Below are 20,029 nucleotides of genomic sequence, written 5' to 3'. Positions count from 1 at the left end.
AAAGTACCCAATGATGTCATCCGGGACACCGGTGCTCTGATCAGGAAATATCCAGAATTGGGGCTCATGTGGACGAGGAATTTCACCCTCTACTTCGGGGCCCGTACGATCTCGCTGCTCGGCGACGCGATGATGCCCGTCGCCTCGGCGCTGGCGATCGGCAAAGTGTACGGGATCGCGGGAGTCGGCTATGTGCTCGCGATCTGGACGGCTTCGGCCGTGCTGGTCATGTTGTTCGGCGGGGTGGTGGCCGACCGGATCGGCGCCAGGCGGTTGATGATCGGCGCGGACGTCGTCAGGGTCGTCACGCAGGGCGTCGTGGCCCTGGCCTTCCTCGACGGGTCGCCTCCGTACGCGCTGCTGCTGACGATGGCGTTCTTCTCCGGCATGGCGGCGGGGGTGTTCGAGCCGTGCGTCAACGGCATGGTCCCGCTGGTCGCCAAGGACCCGCAGCGGGCCAACGCCACTTTGAAGATCGCCGAAGCGGTCACCCATCTGCTGGGCCCGGCGCTGGCCGGTGTGCTCATCGTGGTCGCCGGGCCGGTCTTCGTCTACTCGGTGGACGCGGCGACGTTCCTGGTCAGCGGCCTGTGCCTGATCCTGGTCCGGGTCACCGTACCGCCGAGGCCCGGCCCCTCGAACGTGCTCGGCGACCTGCGCAAGGGCTGGGAGGAGTTCAAGGCCAGGAACTGGATGTGGTCGGTCATCCTGGTCTGGGTGTTCTGGGGCGTGCTGGTCGTCGGGCCGTACGTGCCGCTGTCCTCGCAGGTCATCGGGGCCGACTACGGCTGGGTGATGACGGCGCTCGGCCTCGGCACCGTGCTCGGCGGGCTGGTGGCGATCAGGCTCAGGCCGCGCCTGCCGCTGGCCGCCGGGGCCGTGGCGCTCAGCGGGTACGTGGCCGTGCCGCTGACGGTCGCGCTCGGGCTGCCGCTGCCGCTGCTGATGGCCGGGCACTTCCTCGGCGGCGGCGCGCTGGCGTTCTGGTCGGTGATGTGGTCGACCTCCGTCCAGACGCAGGTCGCACCGGACGTGGTGAACCGGGTCAACGCCTACCAGGTCGCCGGTTCGGTCGCGGGCATGGCGGTCGGGCAGGCGCTGGCCGGTCCCGTCGCCACGGTGGTCGAGCCGCGTACGTTCATGATGGTCTCGGCCGTGGTGACCGCCGGGGTGGTGGCGGCGCTGCTGCTGATCAGGCCGGTCAGACGCCTGGGCCGCGAGCCGCACGACGCCGCGGCCCGGCCGGTCGCGGTCATCGCCCCGATCCCGGCCGGATCGGTGGGCGATCATGGGTGAGGTGACGCAGCATCCCGCATTCGCGACCTCGCCTCCCCGCGCACACGCCTTCGACGTCGACTGGATCCACGGGTCGCCTTCGGCCAAGCACAACACCGATCCGGACATCCAGGTCTACGCCACGACGAGCACACGCACATCCTGCGGCAGAACATGGCGGTCGACTACGAGGCGCCCTTCCTGTTCCTGCTGTTCGGCGCCGAGCGGGCGGTGCTCCTCGACACCGGTGCGACCGCCTCGCCGCGGTACTTCCCGTTGCGCGCGGTGGTCGACGCTCTGATCGAGGAGTGGCTCAGCCGTCACGTTCTACGACCCGCACACGGGGTTCCTGCTGACCGGCGACACGATCTATCCCGGCAGGCTGTACGTCCAGGACTGGGCCGCGTTCACCGCCACCGTCGACCGGCTGATCGCGTTCGCCGCGGTCAGGCCGGTCACGCATGTCGTGGGATGTCATATCGAGATGACCACCACGCCGGGCGTCGACTACCCGGCCAGGACGACGTACCAGCCGGACGGGCCGCCCCTGGAGCTCACGGTCGACCACCTGCGCCGGATCCGCGCCGCCGTCGACGAGGTCGGCGAACGGCGCGGCGCGCATGCCTTCGCCGACTTCGTCCTCTGCCGCCAGGACGACCGAGCCATGGACATATACAGAGAGTAATATTACTATTACATATTGTAACCATCGAGCTCGTCGTCGGAAGGACCCCCGTGAAGAGACTCATCCTCACCACCGCCTTCACCGCCGCCCTCATCACCGGCACGGCCGCAGCCGCCTACGCCTCGCAGTACGTCGCCTACGAAGGCGAGGGCTTCTCCGGCAGAAGCGTCGTCATCACCGCGTGCGGCGTGTCCAACATCCCCTTCCACGGCTCGTACAAGTGGTACGGCGACGGCCAGAGCGGCCGGATGTACAACCAGCCCGACGGCCAGGGCGTCGCCCACTTCACCCTCCCCTCCGACGACGGCGCCGAGCAGCGCACCCCGGTGGGCTGGCAGAGCATCTTCATCGTGTGCTGACCCCCACCCCCAGGTCATGACGGCCCCCGCCGGGCAGCGCGGCGGGGGCCGTCAGCTCGTTCGCCCGAGTGCCGTCCTCAGGGCCTGCCCGGTGAGGGAGGCGGGTGCGGCGGGCAGGTCGGTCGGCGGGCCCTCGAAGACGAGGTGGCCGCCCGCGTCACCGGCGCCGGGGCCGATGTCGATCACGTGGTCGGCGTGCGCCACGACGCGGAGGTCGTGCTCGACCACCACCAGCGTGGCGCCGTCGTCGACCAGCTCGTCGAACAGATGCAGCAGCCGGTCGACGTCCGTGCCGTGCAGGCCGGTCGTGGGCTCGTCCAGCACGATCCGCATGCCCGGCCCCCGCACGGCCTCGCCCAGGTGCCTGGCCAGCAGCAGCCGCTGCTTCTCCCCGCCCGACAGGGTGTCGAGCGACTGCCCGACGGCCAGGTAGCCGAGCCCGACGCGCCGCATCCACGACAGGCGTGCGGCGATGTCGTCGTGACCGGCGAACAGGTCGGCCAGCGCGGCGGGCCTGGCGGCCAGCACGTCGGCGATCGTCGCGCCCTCGATCCGGACCGCGAGCGCCCGGGGGTTGAAGCGACTCCCCCCGCACGCCTCGCACGGTGTGGCGACGTCGTCGAGGAAGGCGAGTTCGGTGACGACGAAACCACGCCCCTTGCACTCGGGGCAGGCGCCCTTGGAGTTGAAGCTGAACCAGGCGGGCGCGAGACCGGACGCGGCGGCGAAGATCCTGCGTATCGGCTCGGCGAGTGCCAGCTGGCTCAGCGGCGTCGACCTGCCGCCGCCGCGTGGCGGGTCCTGCCCGACCACCACGAAGTCGGGGTGCTGTCCGGGCAGTTCCTGGGTGATGAGCGAGCTCTTGCCCGAGCCCGCCACGCCGGTGACGGCGGTGAGCACGCGCAAGGGGATACGCACGTCGAAGCCCTTGAGGTTGTGCGCACGCGCGTTGACCACCGTGACGTGGCCGTGCGCGGCACGGGTCGCGGTGCGCAGCCGTACGGGTTCGCGCAGGGAGCGGGCCGTGGGGGCGTCGGTGCGCAGGAGGGCCGCGGGCGTGCCCTCGAACATGATTTCGCCGCCCTGCTCCCCCGCGCCCGGCCCCAGGTCGACGACGTGGTCGGCGAGCATGACGACCTGGGGGTGGTGCTCGACGACCAGGACGGTGTTGGCGGCCTCGCGCAGCCGCAGCAGCAGTTCGGTCAGCCTGCGGACGTCGTGCGGGTGCAGGCCGCTGCTCGGCTCGTCGAAGACGTAGGTGACCGAGCTCAGCGGGCTGCCCAGGTACCGGATGATCTTCACGCGCTGGGCCTCGCCGCCCGACAGCGTGGAGGAGACCCGGTCGAGGGTGAGGTACCCGAGCCCGACCGAGCGCAGCGCCTCCAGCCGCCTGCGCGCCTCGGCCAGCGCGGGCGCCACCCGGGCGTCGCGCAGGGCGCCCAGCACGTCGTGCAGCCGGTCGACCGGCATCGCGTACCAGTCGGCGATGGAGCGGCCCTCGATGCGGCTGGCCAGCGCGGCGGCGTTCAGGCGCGCGCCTTCGCACAGCGGGCACGTCTGGGCGGTGATGACGCGGCGCATCGCCTGGTCGGTCTCCGGCGAGCGCTTGGCGGGCGGGTTGCGGACGAACACGTCCCTGATCCGGGTGACGACGCCGTCGAACCTGGCCGTCTTCGGGAAGCGCGGATCGGGGTCGGGCAGCTTCAGGTCCTCGGCGTACAGGAAGTCGTGCAGTTCCCGCTCGGTGTAGTCGCGCAGCGGTTTGGCGCGGTCGAACAGGCCGCTGTAGGCGAACCGCTTCCACCGGTAGGTGCCGGGCCTGAAGACGGGGAAGTTCACCGGCCCCTCGTCGATGGACCTGTCCAGGTCGAGCAGCGCGCCGACGTCGACGTCCTGGACGACGCCGAGCCCCTCGCACCTGGGGCACATGCCGCCCGGGTCGTTGAAGGAGTAGGCGGGCGAGTACCCGGCCGACGGCTCGCCCACGCGCGAGAAGATCAGCCGCAGCAGCGGCGCCACATCGGTGGCCGTCGCGACCGTCGAGCGGGCGTTCCCGGCGAACCGCCGCTGGTCGATCAGTACGGTGAACGTCAGGCCGTCGATCCACTGCACGTCCGGCTGCGGCGCCTGCGGCAGCCTGGTGCGGACGAAGGCCGGGAAGGAGTCGTTGACCAGCCGCTGGGCCTCGGCCGCGACCGTGTCCAGCGCCAGCGACGACTTGCCGGACCCGGACACGCCGGTGAAGACGGTCAGCGCCTGCTTGGGTATGCGCAGCGACACCTCGCGCAGATTGTTCGTCGCGGCCTTCTCGACGGCGATCCAGTGCGCTCTGTCGTGCCCATCTTCCGAAATATCCCCCGTTGTCTTATCCAACATTGTCGAAGCACTACCCACGGGCTTCGCCGTCCAACATCGGGCATCGGCCCTAGGATCGGCTGATCGATTTCCGGCGTTCACGTATGGCCGGATCACAGGTGGCCGGATCACCGATGCCGGATCACCGATGGCCGGGAGGGAGTGGTGATGGTGAGCCCTCGTGGCCATACCGAGCTGCGGCTGGGTGCGATCGACTCCGCGCGGGTCACGCTGGCCGTCGACCCGCTGACGACGCTGCTGTCGCTGCTGGCCGACGCGTTCGGCGGGGTCAGCCAGGGGGTGGCCCCGCCCTGGCGCAGCCTCGTCAGGCGGGCGGCGCCTCCCGGGGCCGCCGGTGTGCTGCGACCGCTGTTCGCGCCGGGCGGCTCGGCGCTGCCCGACAGCCTCACCGTCGAGGCGGGCCAGGGCGGGCCGGACATCGGGGCCGCGCTGGAACGGCTCGCCGACCTGCCGCCCGACCGGCTGGCGGCGCAGCTCGTCGAGCAGTTCGGCGAGAGCGAGCGCTGGCGTGCCGTGGTCGATCGGCCCGCCGCCTGGCTGCGCGGCTATGTCGGGGTGCTGGGCGCGTGCTGGCGGGCCTACGCGCCGATCTGGGGACGGGCGCAGGGACTGTTCGACCGTGAGGCCGAGCGGGTCGGGTCGGCCGTGGTGCGCGGCTCGGCCGACGTGGTGCTCGCCGGGCTGAACCCGCGCTGGCGGCTGGCGGGCGACACCCTGCGCATCCCGGACGTCGACCCGGCGCGTTTCGAGCTCGCCGGACGCCGCATCACCCTGGTCCCCGTCCTGGCCGGGTCGGGCGCGTCGGTGTTCGACTTCGAGCTGCCCGACCAGGTGTGGATGGGCTACCCGCTGCCCGGTCTGGCCCAGGCCTGGCCCACCAGGCCCGCACGGGGGCCGGCCGACGAGCTGGCCGTCCTGCTGGGACCGAGCAGGGCGCAGGCGTTGCGCCTGGCGGCACGCCCGATGACGATGGGCGAGCTCGCGGCCGCGCTCGGCGTGCTGCCGAGCGCGGCCACCTACCACTGCGCCCAGCTCGCCATGGCCGGGCTGCTGGCCAAGGAGCGGCGCGGCCGCGAGGTACGCGTCTTCCGCACCGCGCGCGGCGATGCCATGGTCGAGCTGTTCGCCTCCTGATCGGCCGGGCGGCCCCGCCTTCCACCCGGCCCCTGACGTGTGGAGGCGAGACGTCCTCTCCGAAGATCGTCCGGCATGTCCGGCAGGGCGGGCAATCAATTCACCGATCCTTGAAACGACCGGCCGCGTAGTGCTCGGCGACGGCGTGGAAGACGGCCTTGGGCTCCAGGCTCCGGTCCTCGTGCACCTTGACGACGCCGTAGCTGGCCAGGTCCAGGTCGTCCCTGGGGTCGCCGTCCGGCCGGTGCACGTGGTCGTACAGGGCGAAGGTGAACACGAACGCGACGTCGACGCCAGCCTCGTCGAACACCTCCAGCATCTCGCGCACGCAGGCCGCCTGCCCGGCCTCGTCGCGGGCCAGCCTCTCCTTCAAGCGCAGCGGCTCGCCGGTGACCTGGTCGTAGTGCACGACCTCCAGGCCGCGTGCGCCTCTGTCGGCGGCGCCTTCGTACCCGGCCGAGCCGAACTCGGTGACGGCCAGCGGCTTGCCCTGCGCGACGAGGGCGCGCACGCCGTCCGCGAACCGGTCCGCGACCTCGGCCGAGCGGTACAGGTCGAGCGAGACGATGTCGAACGGCGTCCAGTCGACCTGCTCCAGCGGCACGGCGGCATAGGTGACGCGCCCGCCGAAACGTTCGCGCACGACGGCGAGCGCCGAGGCGAGGAAGGCGTTGACGGCCTCGGCGACCCGGCCGATGTGCGCGCGGGCGCCCTCGGGGCCGGTCAGCGCCGCCACCCGCTCGGCGGTGTCGGCGCCGGGCAGGAAGCCCTGGTTCATCAGGCTGTGCTCGGCTCCCGTGACGAACACCACCTCGGCGCCCTCCCGCCTGAGCCGCTCGGCCCGCTCGGCCGCGTCGGCGAACAGCTCCAGCATCCGGCTCGCGGTCAGCTCCAGCGGGTAGGGCGAGAACCACACCTCCAGGCCGAGCCCCGCCGCGATCCGCGCCGCGAGCTCGATCCTGGCCGGGTCGCCGCCCATGACGCGTACGGCGGTGCAGTGCAGGTCGTCGCGGATGACGCGCAACTCCCGCTCGGCGGTGTCGTGGTCGAAGGCCGGACGGCCGGTGACGCCGTGCCGGACGAATCCGGTGTCGTAGCTGATGCCCTGGGCACGCATGGTCGCTCCCCTTCATTTAAGGTACGAGCCGTACCCTAAACAGGGCGGACGAGTCCTGGCAACAGGCGAGGGTACGATCGGGGGCGCGATGACAGGCAGCACACGACGGCGCGGAGCCGCACTGGAGGAGGCGATCCTGGCCGCCGCCGTGGCCGAGATCACCGAGTCGGGATACGCCGGGCTGACCATGGACAGGGTCGCCGCGCGTGCCGGGACGAACAAGAACGCCGTCTACCGCCGATGGCCGCACCGCCTGGCCCTCGGCATCGCCGCGTACCGGCGCCTGGCCACCGCCGTCGAGCCGCCCGACACCGGGGACCTGCGCGAGGACGTGCTGGCGCTGCTGCGCGGGGCCAACCGGCACTGGAGCTCGCCGCTCGGCGCCGTCCTGCGCGACCTGCTGGCCGCGGCGGGAGGCGCACGCGAGCTGCTCAACCAGCTGCAGGAGCAGTCGGACGAGGCCGCGGCGGCCCCCTGGCTGACCGTGCTCGGCCGCGCCGTCGCCAGGGGGGAGGCCACGCCCGACGCCCTGCGCCCGCGCGTCGCCACCGTGGCCGTCGTGCTGCTGCGCAACGAGTACGTCGTGCGCGGCATCCCCACCGCGCCCGACGAGGTCCTCGTCGAGATCACCGACGAGGTGTACCTGCCGCTGGTGCGCCGCAGGAGCGCGGGCTAGGGGGCGAGCGCCTTCAGCACGGCGTCGGCGATCTCGGCGCTCTCGTGGCCGGCGGGGTCCTCCTCACGCATGGAGAGCGCGTCGTCCACCGCCCTGGCGAACGTCAGCGTGCGCGCCCGCTCCACGTCGATGCCCGCGACCCGGCACACGCGCTCCAGGCGGGGCAGGACCCGGTCGGCCCCCTCCCAGCGGTTGCGCAGCAGCGGGATGATCTCCCACCCCGGCTCGGCCGCCACGCCCTGCGGGTCGATGGCCAGCCACGGCTCGCGCCCGCCCGCCAGGACGTTGAGGAAGTGCAGGTCGCCGTGGACCAGCACGTCGGCACGCGAGCGCGTCAGCTCCTCGTACACCGCCATGCCCGCCTCGAACACCCGCGCCGGCACCGGCCCGCCCAGCTCGTGCTGCAGCCTGCCCAGGTCCTCCAGCTGCCGCCTGGCGAGCTCCGCGATCGTCCACACGCCCTCCGGAGCCCGTACAGCATGCAGGTCGGCCAGCACCCGCGCCGCCGTCTCCAGCGCCTCGTCGACGTCGGGCACGTCCTCCAGCGAACGCGAGGCGTCCAGCCGTTCCAGCAGCATCGCGCCGGAGGCCTCGTCGTGCTCCAGCAGCAGCACGGCGCCACGCCCCGCCCACGCCGCCAGCGCGTGCGGCTCCCCCTTCGTCCACTCGTCGACCCATCCCGCCTTCAGCACACACCTGACGCCATCGGCCCGCAGCACCGGCACGACGACTCCCGTATAGCCGTGCAGGGGGGCGCCGTCCTGGCGCAGGCCCCAGCGTGCCGCCAGCCCGCCCAGCAGTGCGGGCAGCGCCCGCACCCACGCCTCGCCCCGCTCGCCCTCACGCCCGATCGTGCGCCGCGCCAGCCCACCCGGCACCTCGAACCGCTCCATGGGTCCTCCTCGAAAAATGACCAGAAAACACGAAAGGCAGGGATGTCACCCGAAGGTCGACATCCCTGCCTGAGCAGCCCGCTTCGCCCTACCGGGCCGAGGGCACCGGCCGGGGCAGCCTGGCGATCCCGGTCAGCCGGTTGTCCTCACGCATCGTGCGCAGCCGGTCGACCTCGGCGGTCCACAGGGCGCCCTTGGGCGTGGCCTTGGCCTGGCGGCGCTTGATGCGGTCGTCGTATGCCTTGACGCCGAACGTCGCCCGCTGGCCCGCCTCGGCCGCACGCAGGGCGTCGGTGAGCGAACGGTCGAAGGCCAGGCCGGCCGCCCGCAGCTCCATCTCGGGCGCGGTGACGGCCCGCAGGTCGTTGAGCACCTCTTCGGCCTTCCTGGCCTTCTCGAGCAGCTCGGGGAAGCTCTTGGAGATCTCCTGGTCGGCGTGGAAGCGGACCTCGGCCTCCCGGCTCACACGCGGACGGAAAAACGCCATCGACTCTGCCCTCTCGCACTCTCAACACGTCGTTACCAGCGGTAAGCGTACGCCGCCCGGGCCCCGGACGCGTACTCAGGGGTCGACCGCACGGCGCGCCGCCCTTTACACAGTAAGGTACGGCTTGGCAGGATGATCGCATGCCCGCGAAGCGACCGCCCGTGCCCCTGTCCAGAGAGCGGATCATCGACGCCGCCCTGCACATCGCCGACGGCCAGGGCCTGCGCAGGCTGACCATGCGCAGGCTCGGCGACTCCCTCCAGGTGGAGGCGATGGCGATATATCACCATCTGCCGCGCGGCAAGGAGGCGCTGATGGACGCCCTGGCCGAGCACGTCACCGCCGTGCAGGTCGAACGGCGTCCCACCTGGCAGGAGACGGCCGCCGCCTGGGCCAGGGCGGCGCGCACGGCCCTGCGCGAGCATCCAGGCGTCCTGGCGCTCGCCCTGACCAAACCGCCCAAGGGCGCGACGGCCATCGCCATCCAGGAGCAGACCGAGCAGCTGGCCGAGTCCGGCGTGCACGACGCCGCCGGCGCCGTACAGGCACTGCGGGCCTTCGTGTTCGGCAGTGTGGCCGTCGAGGTGCAGAAGGCCGGGTGGGCCGACCCCGACGGCGAACGCTGGCAGGCGCACGACAGCGCGGCCGACGCCGACTTCGAGCGCGGTCTGGCCGCCCTGCTCACCGGCCTGGCCGCCTGACCTCGGAAAACGCCACCAGTATGGCCCCATGCCCGCCCCCGGCGCACGACGGCGCGCGGCACCGTAACCGATCGTTTACCACTCTGGCGGCGTGTCGAAGTTGGCCCGTTATCTTCCATAGGGCAACCTGTGTCTCAGGTCACAAGGAGACCAGCCCCAAAGGATCATCCTCCAGGTCCTCCTTCAACCGTCCTAACGGACTATGTCGAACAGTGTGATCCACGCGACACACTTGGCAGCAAAGCACGACAACACGAGCCGTTCCCTGCCCACACTCCGGGAAAGGGAGCCCACACAGATATCGGAGGCACGCCGATGTGCCCGCACGAACCGGCCTGTCCGTCAGCCGAGGCGCCTGACCGCGAGGCGGCGCGTACTCTCGCGTGCCACCCCGAGCAGGGGTGGAGCCTGCTCTGCAACGGCGTGGTGCTGTTCGAGGACACCGGCGAGCTCCTGCCGAGCGGCGCCGTCATCGCCCCGCACCGCCCCAACCCGCTCGTCGGGGCGGCATAACAACCACCCGCAATGACTACGCCCGCAGCAGCGGGCCGATCCAATCGGCGACCACCTCGCCGACCTTGGCAGGATCCTTCTTGAGGTCGTGCCCCTCCCCCGGCAGCACAACCAGGCGTGCGGCATCGGCAGGGTCGGGCACCCCGAAGGGATCCCTGTCCCCGTTGACGACCAGCACGTCGACGCCCGCTCCGCGTAGCTCGTCGGCCCTGGAACGTTCCGGCCGTCCCGGCGGATGCAACGGAAACGCCAGCGCCACCACCGCCAGCGCCCCCACGTCCTTCGCCGTACGGCAGGCCACGCGCGCCCCGTTGCTCCGGCCGCCCTGGACGAACGGCACCCCCGGCCAGTGCCCGCGCAACCGCTCCACCACCACGCCCCACGCCTCGTCCTGCCGCACCGCGCTCCCCGGCGCCCGCGCCCCCTTCACCCGGAACGGCTGCGTCACCCTCGCCACCGCCACCCCGGCCCGCACCACCGCCTCCCGTACGGCCAGCAGGTCGGGCGCCTCCACGCTCCCCGCCGACCCGTGCGTCAGCACCAGCACCAGCCGCGCACCGGGCACGTCGTCCACCTCGACGAGCGCGGGGCCCTGCGGCGTCATGATCTCCATGGCGTCCACGGTAGCGGGAGGGGCCGCCCACGTCCGCGAGCGACGCCTCCCCCTCAGCCCTCGGCGTCCCTGGACATCCGGAGGCGTACCTGTTCGGCGACGGTGGAGTTGGCGTGGTCGAGGCCGAAGGACCAGACGCGCGCGGCGTCGTCGGCGCGGCCTCGCAAGGGGAGGGTCCTGGCCAGGAGTTCGACGGCCAGGGCGGTGGGCTCGGGCTCGTCGCCCTCCTCCTCGACGGCGGCGGCGAACTCGGCGCATGCCTGCTCCAGCCTGGCGATGCCGAGCAGGACCCGCAGGCGTACCACGGCGGCGCTCCCGGCGGAGGCGCCCGACGGCTGGCCGCGTTCCTGTTCGAGTGCCACGCTGCCGAGCGCCGCGAGCACCACCTTGGCCGCCTCGTCCGGCTCGCCCTCCTCGATGAGCAGCTCGGCGAACTCCTGGGCCGCGGTGAGCGCGAGCACGGGGTCGGGCCCGGCGATGACCTCACGCCAGCCGCGTTCGGCCGCGCCGAGGTCGTCCTCGCCCAGCGCCAGCCTGGCCAGCGCCAGATGCGCCACCGGCAGGTAGGCGCGCGTGCCGAGACCGAGCACGGCCTGCCAGGCGGCCCGCGCCTGGTCGCTGCTGCCTTCGCGTTCGAATCCCCTGGCCAGCAGGCAGGCGGCCTGGGCGGCGTACTCGGGATGGCCGGTCGCCAGGGCCGCACGCGCGGCGCTCCTGGCTCCGTCCTGGTCGCCGGTGCCGTCCAGGACCATCGCCAGGCCGACCGCCGCCTGGGCGTGGTCGGGCGAGTCCGGATCGGCCGCGGGACCGGCCAGGATCTGGGCCGCCCGGTCGAGGTCACCGCTCTCGGCCAGCCGCCTCGCGGTGTCAAGTGGGGGGGTGTCGAGCTCGGGGGACGTCAAGAAAGCTCCTTCGACGACGATCATCCGAGCCTAACCAGAAACCCCGCCGCCGTCCCCTCACATGCCCATCCCGGACACGACTTTGCCACCCCTATAGCCGGACATGACCCCCACTCGAAGCCACCGCCCCGGCGGCCCCTCACTCCGCGTCCGGGTACCGGGTACGCGCCAGCCTGATCAGCTCCGAGCGCCGCTGCCGTCCGAGTTTCGCCCGGATGTTCTCCATATGCCGGTTGACGGTGCGCACCGCGATCCCGAGATCCTCGGCGATCTCCCGGTTGTCGTAGCCCTTGGCCAGGCACCGCAGCACCGACATCTCCCTGGGCGTCAGCTCCCCGGGATGCTGGAACTCGGCCACCAGCCTGGCCGCCACCACCGGCGGGAGCACCGGCCCCTCCAGCACCTGCTCGACCGCGCGGACCAGCTCGGCCGCCGTCGCGTCCTTGGTCACGCACCCGTCGGCGCCCGCCCGCACCGCGCGGACGACCTCCTCGACCGACGCCTGCGAGAACACCAGCACCTTGGGCCCGCGCGCGGCGGCGATGACGTCGAGCCCGGAGCCGCCGCCCTCCAGCGCCAGGTCGACCAGCAGGACGTCGGCGTCGTGCACGGCCAGCAGTTCGATCGCACCGGCCGCTGTGCCGCACTCGGCCACGACCTCGACCCTGTCGCTCGACGCCAGCCCGGCGCGCACCCCGTCACGGGTGAGCGGATGGTCCTCGACCAGGATGACCCGGATCACCTGCCGAGCATCGCACGCCCCCGCCCGCCCGTCACCCGCTCCCGTCGAGCGGCACCCACATCTCCACCTCGGTGCCGCTGCCCGGCCTGCTGCGCATGGTGACGCGCCCGCCGAGGCGTTCGATGCGCTCCCTGATGCTCACCCTGATGCCGAGCCGGTCGGGCCGCTCCAGCGTCTCGGGCCCGTAGCCGACGCCGTCGTCCCTGACGCTGACCGTGACGCCGCCCCGCTCCTGCAGCAGCGTCACCCACACCTGTCGCGCGCTGGCATGCCGTTCGACATTGGTCAGCGCCTCCTTCAGCGCCGCCACCACCTCGGCGGCGTGCCCGGCGGGCAGCATGACGGGCCCGGCCATCGTGAGCTGGACCGGCACACTGGCCTTGCCGGTGAGCATGCCGCGCACCGCCTGGCCGAGCGCGACCTGGCCCGGCGGCGTGCTCGCGGCCGACGGGTAGATCATCGAGCGCAGCGCCTCCTCCTGCAGCCCGAGGTCGGCCATGAGCGCACGCAGTTCGAGCGCCGACGCCGCCCCGCGCTCCGCGAGCTCACGCCCGGACCTGCGGATCCTGGCCAGGTGCTGGAGCACCTCGTCGTGCACGAGCCCGGCCAGGCGGCTGCGTTCCTCGGCCATGGCCGCACTGCGCGAGGAGCGTTCGGCATGGGCGACGAGCCGGGCGAGCTGCCCGGCCGACAGGCCGACGCTGACCCCGACCAGGAGGTACGCCAGGCTCTCGCCGATGATCTTGAGTGTCCTGAGATAGGAGATCGCCGCGAAGTCCACCCCGTTGACCGCATAGGCGAGCGGCGACATCAACGCCAGCGTCAGCCCCGCCAGCACTCCCCCGCGTACCTGGTAGAGCACGGCCCACGCCGCCACCGTCGCCATGGGATAGGCCCCGGCCAGCCACGGATGGCTGCCGAGCAGCTGCTGCGGCGCCAGGACCAGCCCGGAGGCCAGCACCAGCCCGGCCGAGACGACCAGGTCGATCACCAGCAACACGGTCGTACGGCGCGGCGCGGCGAACGTCAGCCAGCCGTTCCACACCAGCAGCGTCACCACGACGGCCACGGTCAGCCAGGGCCGCTCCTCCTGGTCGGCGTCCAGCGCGAGCAGCGCCGTCCACGCGAACGCCGCCCAGCGCAGCGCCAGCACGAGCAGCATGGGCGCGGGACGCATCGCATCGCCTCCGGATCGGGCCGGAACACCGCCCCGCCTTCCGGTGCCGGGCGATGATGAAGCCGTGGTATCTCCAGGGCCGTACTCCATTCAAGGCGACCCGCCGGGCCCGCGAGCCGCTTCGGGCGGTTGGAGCCCTCTGTCGCCGCCTGAGGTGGCCGAGGGGTTCGGCGCGCAGCTGGCCTGGTGGCAGCTCGGCTTCAGGCTCAGGGCCGAGGTCAGGGCTGCGGCGCGCGCGGGCACGGCGCATCACGACGCCGACGTGGCCCCGGTCGCCACGGCGTGGGCCAGGCTGCACGCGGGGGCGCGCTGGCCGTGGCGGCTGGCCAGGGTGGGGGTGCCCGCGTTCGTGGTCGGGCTGGCGCTGGCCGCGGTGCTGCACCTGCCAGGCGACCTGCCGGGCGAGCTCGCCGTCCTCCTGTCGTCCGGCCTGACCGCCGCGGCGGCACTGGCCTGGCTGCTGCGGCAGACGGCGCTGGCCGGGCGGCTGCTCGCCCTGGCCGACGGCGAGCGGCCCGGCGAAAGGCGCGAGGCGCGGCCGTGGTGGCAGGCGGCGGTGCTGTGCGTGCTGCTCCCGGCCAGTGCGTTCGCCGTGGTCAGGGCGATCCAGGCCGACCCGCCGCTGCAGGACGCCTGCCCCGGCTACCGGGTCGACGCCGCCCACGTGCGCGACTGGAACCCCGACTGGGGCTGTCCCGCCGGTGACACCGTCACGGCGGGCGGCCACCGGATCACCTACTTCCTCGCACACCACCTCTACCCGGCGGCGCTGCTGGCCCCGCGCGGCAGCCTGGTCGCCATGCCCACCGCCACCCTCGCCCTGTGGCTGCGCCGCCCGGAGCTGGGCGTGCCGACCGGCGAGGTGGTGACGTACGGCGACGGCACGGTGACGGTGTTCACGCGCGGCCACGTCCTGCAGCCGTCGCGCGGCGCGCCCGTGGCCGCCCCGGGGCCGTTCGCCCCGGTGGTGTCGGGCGTCGTGCCGTGCGAGCACCCCGACCGGCCGTGTGTGGTCTCGGCCGAGGTCGAGGGCACGACCGTACGGGTGACCTGGAGGTTCAGACCGGCCGACGTGTTCCAGATCGGCTATTTCGCCTTCGCCGACTCCGGAGCGCCGAGCGAGCACCGGGCCGTCGAGACGGGCGCGTTCGAGCAGGAGTTCACCGGGCTGCTGCCCGACGCCGTGTACTTCTTCTCCGTGCAGGCGTGCGACCGCCGTTTCGCCAGGCGCTCGGCCTGCACGCCGTACGGGCAGGAGGTGACGGTGCGCACCGGGCATGGGTGAGTTCACCCATGCGGGATGGGCCAACACGGCGGCTTGCGGGCGCGGGCCCGGCGGGCGAGCCTGGTGGGGTGCAGGAGAGAACGCTGCTGGTGCATGGTCTGTTCACACCCGCCGACGACGCGCACGGCGCCAGGTTCGTGGCCGAGCTGCCCGTGGGGCCCGGCTGCGACACGGCGGCGATCTCGGTCACCGCGACGCTCGGCGCGAGCCCGGCGCTGGAGTTCGTCGTCACCGCCGACTGGCAGCGCAACAACTCGATCGACGTGAGCTACCGGGGCCACGAGCTGCCGGTCGGGCGGGTCAATCTGGCCACCGAGGCGTGGCACCAGTGCACGGCGGGGCCCGGCCTCACGCTGACCGTGCGCAACTGCGTGCCGGGAGCACCCCGGTGACCCGCACCCAGCCGATCGAGCTGTGGCTGCGCCTGGACGAACGCCAGGTGCTGATCATGCTGCGGGTCGGTCAGGGCGTGGCGGAGCTGCGGGCGAGCGGCGACTTCGACGTCGCGGCCTTGGTCGCCGAAACGCTGCGGGCGGGCGTCCCCTCTGCGCCCGCCAGGGCGTTGCGCAAGGCCGGCGGCTGAGCGCGGGCACGGCGGCCGCGCGCGCCCGCGCCCGCCGTGCCCGTCCGGTGCTCAGTCCTCGTAGGCCTCCAGCGGCGGGCAGGAGCAGACGAGGTTGCGGTCGCCGTAGGCCTGGTCGATGCGGCGCACGGGCGAGAAGTACTTCCCCTCGCGCAGCGAAGGCAGCGGGTAGGCGGCCTCCGACCTGGAGTAGGGGTGGCTCCAGTCGTCGGCCACCAGCGAGTCCGCCGTGTGCGGCGCGTTGCGCAGCGGGTTGTCGGCCCGGTCGTAGCCGCCGGAGGCGACCTTGGCGATCTCGCCCCGGATGGCGACCATGGCCTCGACGAAGCGGTCGAGCTCGGCCAGGTCCTCGCTCTCGGTGGGCTCGATCATGAGCGTGCCCGCCACGGGGAAGGACATGGTCGGCGCGTGGAAGCCGTAGTCGATGAGCCGCTTGGCGACGTCGTCGACGGTGACGCCGGTCTCCTTGGTGATCTGACGCAGGTCGACGATGCACTCGTGCGCGACCAGCCCGCCCCGCCCGGTGTAGAGGACGGGGAAGTGCGGGGCCAGCCTGCGCGCCAGGTAGTTGGCCGACAGGATCGCCTGCTCGGTCGCCGCCTTGAGCCCGTCGCCCCCCATCATGCGCACATAGGCCCACGAGATCGGCAGAATACCCGCCGACCCGTACGGCGCCGCCGAGACCGGCCCGACGGGCGATCCGGGCTTGAGCGGGTGGCCGGGCAGGAAGTCGGCCAGATGGGCGCGTACCGCGACCGGGCCGACGCCGGGGCCGCCGCCGCCGTGCGGGATGCAGAAGGTCTTGTGCAGGTTCAGGTGCGAGACGTCGGCGCCGAACTCGCCGGGCTTGGCCAGGCCGACCAGGGCGTTGAGGTTGGCCCCGTCGACATAGACCTGGCCGCCGGCCTCGTGCACCTTGGCGCAGATCTCGGTGATGCTCTCCTCGTAGACGCCGTGCGTCGAGGGGTAGGTCACCATGATGGCGGCCAGGGCGTCGGCGTGCTTGCCGATCTTGGCGTCCAGGTCGGCGAGGTCGACGTTGCCGTTGTCGTCGCAGGCCACGACGACCACCCGCATGCCGGCCATGACGGCGCTGGCGGCGTTGGTGCCGTGGGCGGAGGACGGGATGAGGCAGACGTCGCGGTGCTCCTGCCCGGCCGCCCGGTGGTAGGCCCTGATCGCCAGCAGCCCGGCGAACTCGCCCTGCGATCCGGCGTTGGGCTGGATGGAGACGGCGTCGTAGCCGGTGACCTCGGCCAGCCAGGCCTCCAGCGTCCCGATCAGCTCGGCGTAGCCCGCAGCCTGCTCCTCGGGGGCGTAGGGGTGCACGGCCGCGAACTCGGGCCAGGTGATCGGCTCCATCTCGGTGGTCGCGTTGAGCTTCATCGTGCACGAGCCCAGCGGGATCATCGAGCGGTCGAGTGCGATGTCCTTGTCCTGCAGCCTGCGCAGGTAACGCAGCATGGCGGTCTCGGAGCGGTGGCTGTGGAAGACCGGGTGGGTGAGGTAGTCCGACTCGCGGACCAGCGACTGCGGCAGCGCGCCCAGGTCGTCGCGCTCGGCCAGGGCGGCCAGGTCGGCGGCGGCGCCGAAGGCGGCGGCGACCTGCTCCACGTCGGCCAGCGTGCTCTTCTCGTCGCAGGCGATGGAGATGTGGTCGGCGTCGGCCAGGTGCACGTTGATCCCGCGCGCGGCGGCCTCGGCCAGCACCTCGGCCGCCCGGCCGGGCACCCTGGCCAGCACGGTGTCGAAGAACTCGCCGTGCACGACCTCCACGCCACCGGCGCGCAGCCCCTCGGCCAGCGTCACGGCCAGGCGGTGGGTGCGGGCGGCGATGCGGCGCAGCCCCTCGGGGCCGTGGTAGACGGCGTACATCCCGGCGATGACGGCCAGCAGGACCTGGGCGGTGCAGATGTTGCTGGTGGCCTTCTCCCTGCGGATGTGCTGCTCGCGCGTCTGCAGGGCCAGCCGGTAGGCCGGGTCGCCGTCGGCGTCGAGCGAGACGCCGACCAGACGGCCGGGCATCTGCCGCTGCAGGCCCTCGCGCACGGCCATGAAGGCCGCGTGCGGCCCGCCGAACCCGAAGGGCACGCCGAAGCGCTGGGAGGAGCCGATCGCGATGTCGGCGCCGAGCTCGCCGGGCGAGGTGACGAGCGTGAGCGCCAGCAGGTCGGCGGCGGCCACGACGACGGCGCCCGCCTCGTGCGCCTGCTCGGCCACCGGGCGGAAGTCGCGCAGCCTGCCGCCCGCGCCGGGGTACTGCACCAGGACGCCGAAACACTCGGGCAGGTCCTCGTCCAGCGACTGCTCGCGCAGCGTGATGCCCAGCGGCTCGGCCCTGGTGGCCAGCACGGCCTTGGTCTGCGGGAGCGCGTCGGCGTCGACGACGAACACCTCGCTCTTGACCTTGCTCGCCCTGCGGGCCAGCGTCATCGCCTCGGCCGCGGCCGTGGCCTCGTCGAGCAGCGAGGCGCCCGCGACGTCGAGCCCGGTCAGGTCGGACACCACGGTCTGGAAGTTGATCAGCGCTTCGAGGCGGCCCTGCGAGATCTCGGGCTGGTAGGGCGTGTACGCGGTGTACCAGCCCGGGTTCTCCAGCAGGTTGCGGCGGATCACCGCGGGGGTGATCGTGTCGTGGTAGCCCAGGCCGATCATCGAGGTGAGCACCCTGTTGCGCCCGGCCAGCTCGCGCAGCTCCGCGATCGTCTCGCTCTCGCTGGCCGCGGCGGGGAGTTTGAGGCTGTCCTTGGCCCTGATCGCCTCGGGAACGGCCACGGCCACGAGGTCGGCGACCGACTCGAAGCCGACGGTCTCCAGCATCCTGGCCTGGTCGGCGTCGGAGGGACCGATGTGGCGGGTGGCGAATGCGGGCGCGCCGAGGGCGCTGAGGGGCGACGAAAGGTCGGTCATGGAGGTGCCTCCCGAGGGCTGTGGAGACCGGCGCCAGGGCGCGGGCGTAGGCCGGATCTCCCCCTCTGTCACCTCAACCTGAGAGCTTCACCCGTGAGGGCTTTCACCGTCGGTGAGACGCGCCTGGCGGGCGCGCCTGCTTTCCAGAGTTGCCTATCCCGAGCGGTACGGGTTGCCTGAGAGATTCCGGGGAGGGTTGCTCCTTCGGCGCCCCGGGCGGACCGGGGACTCTCCCGCACGGGGTCGTCAGCCTTGCTCCTAGGTTACCAGCGCCTCCGGATCAGCCGAGGCGGCGGGCGCGTCTGCGCTGGGCGAGCTCGTCAGCTGGGTGGTCGGCCGGGACTTCGTCCTCGACCGCCGCGCGTTCCCCCGGCAGCTCCGCGAGGGAGCCCTCGACCTCACGCCAGACCCGGCCGAGCGCGATGCCGAACACGCCCTGCCCTCCCTGGAGCAGGTCGATGACCTCGTCGGCCGACGTGCACTCGTAGACGCTGACTCCGTCGCTCATGAGGGTGATCTGCGCCAGGTCGCCCGATCCCCGCTCGCGCAGGTGGTGGACGGCCGTGCGGATCTGCTGCAGCGACACTCCGGTGTCGAGCAGGCGTTTGACCACCTTGAGCACCAGGATGTCGCGGAAGCTGTACAGGCGTTGCGAGCCTGAGCCCTGCGCCGCTCGTATCGTGGGCTCCACCAGTCCGGTGCGGGCCCAGTAGTCGAGCTGCCTGTAGGTGATACCGGCGGCCGCGCAGGCTGTGGGGCCGCGGTAGCCGATGTCGGCGGGCAGCGAAGAAGGCTGCTCGTCGAACAGCAGACCTTGTTCACCGGCACGCTGCCTCGCGCTTTCGCGCCGCACCGGATCTTCCTGGCCGGCCGTCTTTCCCTCGCCGCTGCTGACCGCCACGCGGACCTCCGGCTTTCTCTCATCCCGTGGTCTGATCTGGGGGTTCGTCAAGGACAACCACAGGGTTCACTTGAACCGTAGGACCGTGACCAACGTCAGTCAACGATCCTGCCCGGCGCGTCGTGAAGCGTAAATGCAATGAAATACCGGCCCCATGCCAGAGTACGGAGCCGCTTACCTCTTTCGAAGACTTAGCTACCCAGCGCGGCCGAAGTCCTCGGGCGAGATCGTGTCAAGGAACTCCCTGAACTTCTCGACCTCGTCCTCCTGGTCGTCCGGGATGATCACTCCGGCCTCCTGGACCACCTCCTCGCTGGCGAAGATGCGCGCACCGGTCCGCAGGGCCAGCGCGATGGAGTCCGACGGCCTGGCGCTGACCTCGACGCCGTTGGAGAAGACCAGGTCGGCGTAGAAGATGCCGTCGCGCAGGGCGACGATGTTGACGGTGCGCAGACTGACTCCCAGGGCGCTCAGCACGTCCCTGAACAGATCGTGGGTCAGCGGGCGAGGGGGTGGTTCGTCCGCCTGGGCCATGGCGATGGCCGTGGCCTCGTTCATCCCGATCCAGATGGGTAGGTATCGCTCTCCGTGCGCCTCCTTGAGCAGGACGATCGGCTGATTTGTAGGCATCTCAACCCGAACGCCCACGACCTCCATCTGCAACACGGGCTGCTCCGTATTTCGACTACCGCAATTGTTG

At 72.2% G+C, this 20,029-nt stretch carries 21 protein-coding genes and 1 riboswitch; of the genes, 10 read left to right on the top strand and 11 right to left on the bottom strand.

Annotated features, from left to right (window positions below; genetic code table 11):
- Positions 1-66 precede the first annotated feature (66 nt).
- The 3 genes from ACTWNK_RS21035 to ACTWNK_RS21025 all read left to right on the top strand — a co-directional run bounded on the left by ACTWNK_RS21035 (position 67) and on the right by ACTWNK_RS21025 (position 2,319).
- Positions 67-1,296, top strand: a complete 1,230-nt coding sequence (locus tag ACTWNK_RS21035) for an MFS transporter (protein WP_474306096.1) — start codon at positions 67-69, stop codon at positions 1,294-1,296.
- A gap of 463 nt (positions 1,297-1,759) precedes the next feature.
- The gene (locus tag ACTWNK_RS21030; RefSeq protein ID WP_474306095.1) at positions 1,760-1,960 is read left to right on the top strand and encodes a hypothetical protein; all 201 of its coding nucleotides are present in this window, start codon (positions 1,760-1,762) and stop codon (positions 1,958-1,960) included.
- Between the two features lie 50 nt (positions 1,961-2,010).
- Positions 2,011-2,319 (top strand): MiAMP1 family antimicrobial peptide, encoded by a 309-nt coding sequence (locus ACTWNK_RS21025; protein ID WP_474306094.1) that lies wholly within the window; start codon positions 2,011-2,013, stop codon positions 2,317-2,319.
- Between the two features lie 51 nt (positions 2,320-2,370).
- Here ACTWNK_RS21025 and ACTWNK_RS21020 read toward each other — a convergent pair whose 3' ends face one another.
- A complete protein-coding gene (locus ACTWNK_RS21020; RefSeq protein WP_474306093.1) occupies positions 2,371-4,695 on the bottom strand; it encodes an excinuclease ABC subunit UvrA in 2,325 nt (774 codons plus the stop codon).
- Positions 4,696-4,842: 147 nt separating this feature from the next.
- Between ACTWNK_RS21020 and ACTWNK_RS21015 the strand changes: the two genes are divergently transcribed.
- On the top strand, positions 4,843-5,829 hold the full coding sequence (locus tag ACTWNK_RS21015) for an ArsR/SmtB family transcription factor (protein WP_474306091.1): 987 nt from the start codon (positions 4,843-4,845) through the stop codon (positions 5,827-5,829).
- Positions 5,830-5,929: 100 nt separating this feature from the next.
- Here the strand turns inward: ACTWNK_RS21015 and ACTWNK_RS21010 are convergent, their stop codons facing one another.
- Positions 5,930-6,946, bottom strand: a complete 1,017-nt coding sequence (locus ACTWNK_RS21010; protein ID WP_474306090.1) for a hypothetical protein — start codon at positions 6,944-6,946, stop codon at positions 5,930-5,932.
- Positions 6,947-7,034: 88 nt separating this feature from the next.
- Here ACTWNK_RS21010 and ACTWNK_RS21005 point away from each other — a divergent pair, with 88 nt between their 5' ends.
- The gene (locus ACTWNK_RS21005; RefSeq protein ID WP_474306089.1) at positions 7,035-7,622 is read left to right on the top strand and encodes a TetR/AcrR family transcriptional regulator; all 588 of its coding nucleotides are present in this window, start codon (positions 7,035-7,037) and stop codon (positions 7,620-7,622) included.
- On the opposite strand, the gene ACTWNK_RS21000 is transcribed toward ACTWNK_RS21005, so the two are convergent.
- The gene (locus ACTWNK_RS21000; RefSeq protein ID WP_474306088.1) at positions 7,619-8,515 is read right to left on the bottom strand and encodes an aminoglycoside phosphotransferase family protein; all 897 of its coding nucleotides are present in this window, start codon (positions 8,513-8,515) and stop codon (positions 7,619-7,621) included. The two genes, ACTWNK_RS21005 and ACTWNK_RS21000, sit on opposite strands and share 4 nt — an antisense overlap.
- An 88-nt stretch (positions 8,516-8,603) precedes the next feature.
- Positions 8,604-9,002 carry a hypothetical protein gene (locus ACTWNK_RS20995; protein ID WP_474306087.1) on the bottom strand — a complete coding sequence of 133 codons (399 nt, stop codon included), beginning with the start codon at positions 9,000-9,002 and terminating at the stop codon, positions 8,604-8,606.
- Positions 9,003-9,142: 140 nt separating this feature from the next.
- Here ACTWNK_RS20995 and ACTWNK_RS20990 point away from each other — a divergent pair, with 140 nt between their 5' ends.
- Both ACTWNK_RS20990 and ACTWNK_RS20985 read left to right on the top strand, forming a co-directional pair.
- The gene (locus ACTWNK_RS20990; RefSeq protein ID WP_474306085.1) at positions 9,143-9,703 is read left to right on the top strand and encodes a TetR/AcrR family transcriptional regulator C-terminal domain-containing protein; all 561 of its coding nucleotides are present in this window, start codon (positions 9,143-9,145) and stop codon (positions 9,701-9,703) included.
- A 315-nt stretch (positions 9,704-10,018) separates the two neighbouring features.
- Positions 10,019-10,216: a DUF5999 family protein gene (locus tag ACTWNK_RS20985; protein ID WP_474306084.1), complete on the top strand. Its 198-nt coding sequence runs from the start codon at positions 10,019-10,021 to the stop codon at positions 10,214-10,216.
- Between the two features lie 16 nt (positions 10,217-10,232).
- Here ACTWNK_RS20985 and ACTWNK_RS20980 read toward each other — a convergent pair whose 3' ends face one another.
- The 4 genes from ACTWNK_RS20980 to ACTWNK_RS20965 form a co-directional block, all read right to left on the bottom strand.
- On the bottom strand, positions 10,233-10,829 hold the full coding sequence (locus tag ACTWNK_RS20980) for an alpha/beta hydrolase family protein (protein ID WP_474306083.1): 597 nt from the start codon (positions 10,827-10,829) through the stop codon (positions 10,233-10,235).
- 53 nt (positions 10,830-10,882) lie between these two features.
- Complete coding sequence (locus tag ACTWNK_RS20975) at positions 10,883-11,731, bottom strand: hypothetical protein (RefSeq protein WP_474306082.1); 849 nt, start codon at positions 11,729-11,731, stop codon at positions 10,883-10,885.
- Positions 11,732-11,870: 139 nt separating this feature from the next.
- On the bottom strand, positions 11,871-12,473 hold the full coding sequence (locus ACTWNK_RS20970; protein ID WP_474306081.1) for a LuxR C-terminal-related transcriptional regulator: 603 nt from the start codon (positions 12,471-12,473) through the stop codon (positions 11,871-11,873).
- 31 nt (positions 12,474-12,504) lie between these two features.
- A complete protein-coding gene (locus ACTWNK_RS20965) occupies positions 12,505-13,650 on the bottom strand; it encodes a sensor histidine kinase (RefSeq protein WP_474306080.1) in 1,146 nt (381 codons plus the stop codon).
- Positions 13,651-13,804: 154 nt separating this feature from the next.
- On the opposite strand from ACTWNK_RS20965, the gene ACTWNK_RS20960 reads away from it, so the two are divergent.
- The 3 genes from ACTWNK_RS20960 to ACTWNK_RS20950 all read left to right on the top strand — a co-directional run bounded on the left by ACTWNK_RS20960 (position 13,805) and on the right by ACTWNK_RS20950 (position 15,518).
- The gene (locus ACTWNK_RS20960) at positions 13,805-14,935 is read left to right on the top strand and encodes a fibronectin type III domain-containing protein (RefSeq protein ID WP_474306079.1); all 1,131 of its coding nucleotides are present in this window, start codon (positions 13,805-13,807) and stop codon (positions 14,933-14,935) included.
- A gap of 68 nt (positions 14,936-15,003) precedes the next feature.
- A complete protein-coding gene (locus ACTWNK_RS20955; protein WP_474306078.1) occupies positions 15,004-15,327 on the top strand; it encodes a hypothetical protein in 324 nt (107 codons plus the stop codon).
- A complete protein-coding gene (locus ACTWNK_RS20950; protein WP_474306077.1) occupies positions 15,324-15,518 on the top strand; it encodes a hypothetical protein in 195 nt (64 codons plus the stop codon). Before ACTWNK_RS20955 ends, ACTWNK_RS20950 begins: the two co-directional genes overlap by 4 nt.
- Positions 15,519-15,569: 51 nt before the next feature.
- Here ACTWNK_RS20950 and gcvP read toward each other — a convergent pair whose 3' ends face one another.
- The 3 genes from gcvP to ACTWNK_RS20935 form a co-directional block, all read right to left on the bottom strand.
- On the bottom strand, positions 15,570-18,428 hold the full coding sequence (gcvP, locus tag ACTWNK_RS20945) for an aminomethyl-transferring glycine dehydrogenase (RefSeq protein WP_474306076.1): 2,859 nt from the start codon (positions 18,426-18,428) through the stop codon (positions 15,570-15,572).
- Between the two features lie 153 nt (positions 18,429-18,581).
- Positions 18,582-18,674, bottom strand: a riboswitch (glycine riboswitch).
- 34 nt (positions 18,675-18,708) lie between these two features.
- Positions 18,709-19,329 (bottom strand): MerR family transcriptional regulator, encoded by a 621-nt coding sequence (locus ACTWNK_RS20940; RefSeq protein ID WP_474306075.1) that lies wholly within the window; start codon positions 19,327-19,329, stop codon positions 18,709-18,711.
- Positions 19,330-19,524: 195 nt separating this feature from the next.
- Complete coding sequence (locus ACTWNK_RS20935; RefSeq protein WP_474306074.1) at positions 19,525-19,995, bottom strand: bifunctional nuclease family protein; 471 nt, start codon at positions 19,993-19,995, stop codon at positions 19,525-19,527.
- Positions 19,996-20,029: the final 34 nt, after the last annotated feature.

It is taken from the genome of Nonomuraea sp. IBHARD001 (genome assembly GCF_056106265.1).
This window is presented reverse-complemented; position numbering and strand designations above follow the sequence as displayed.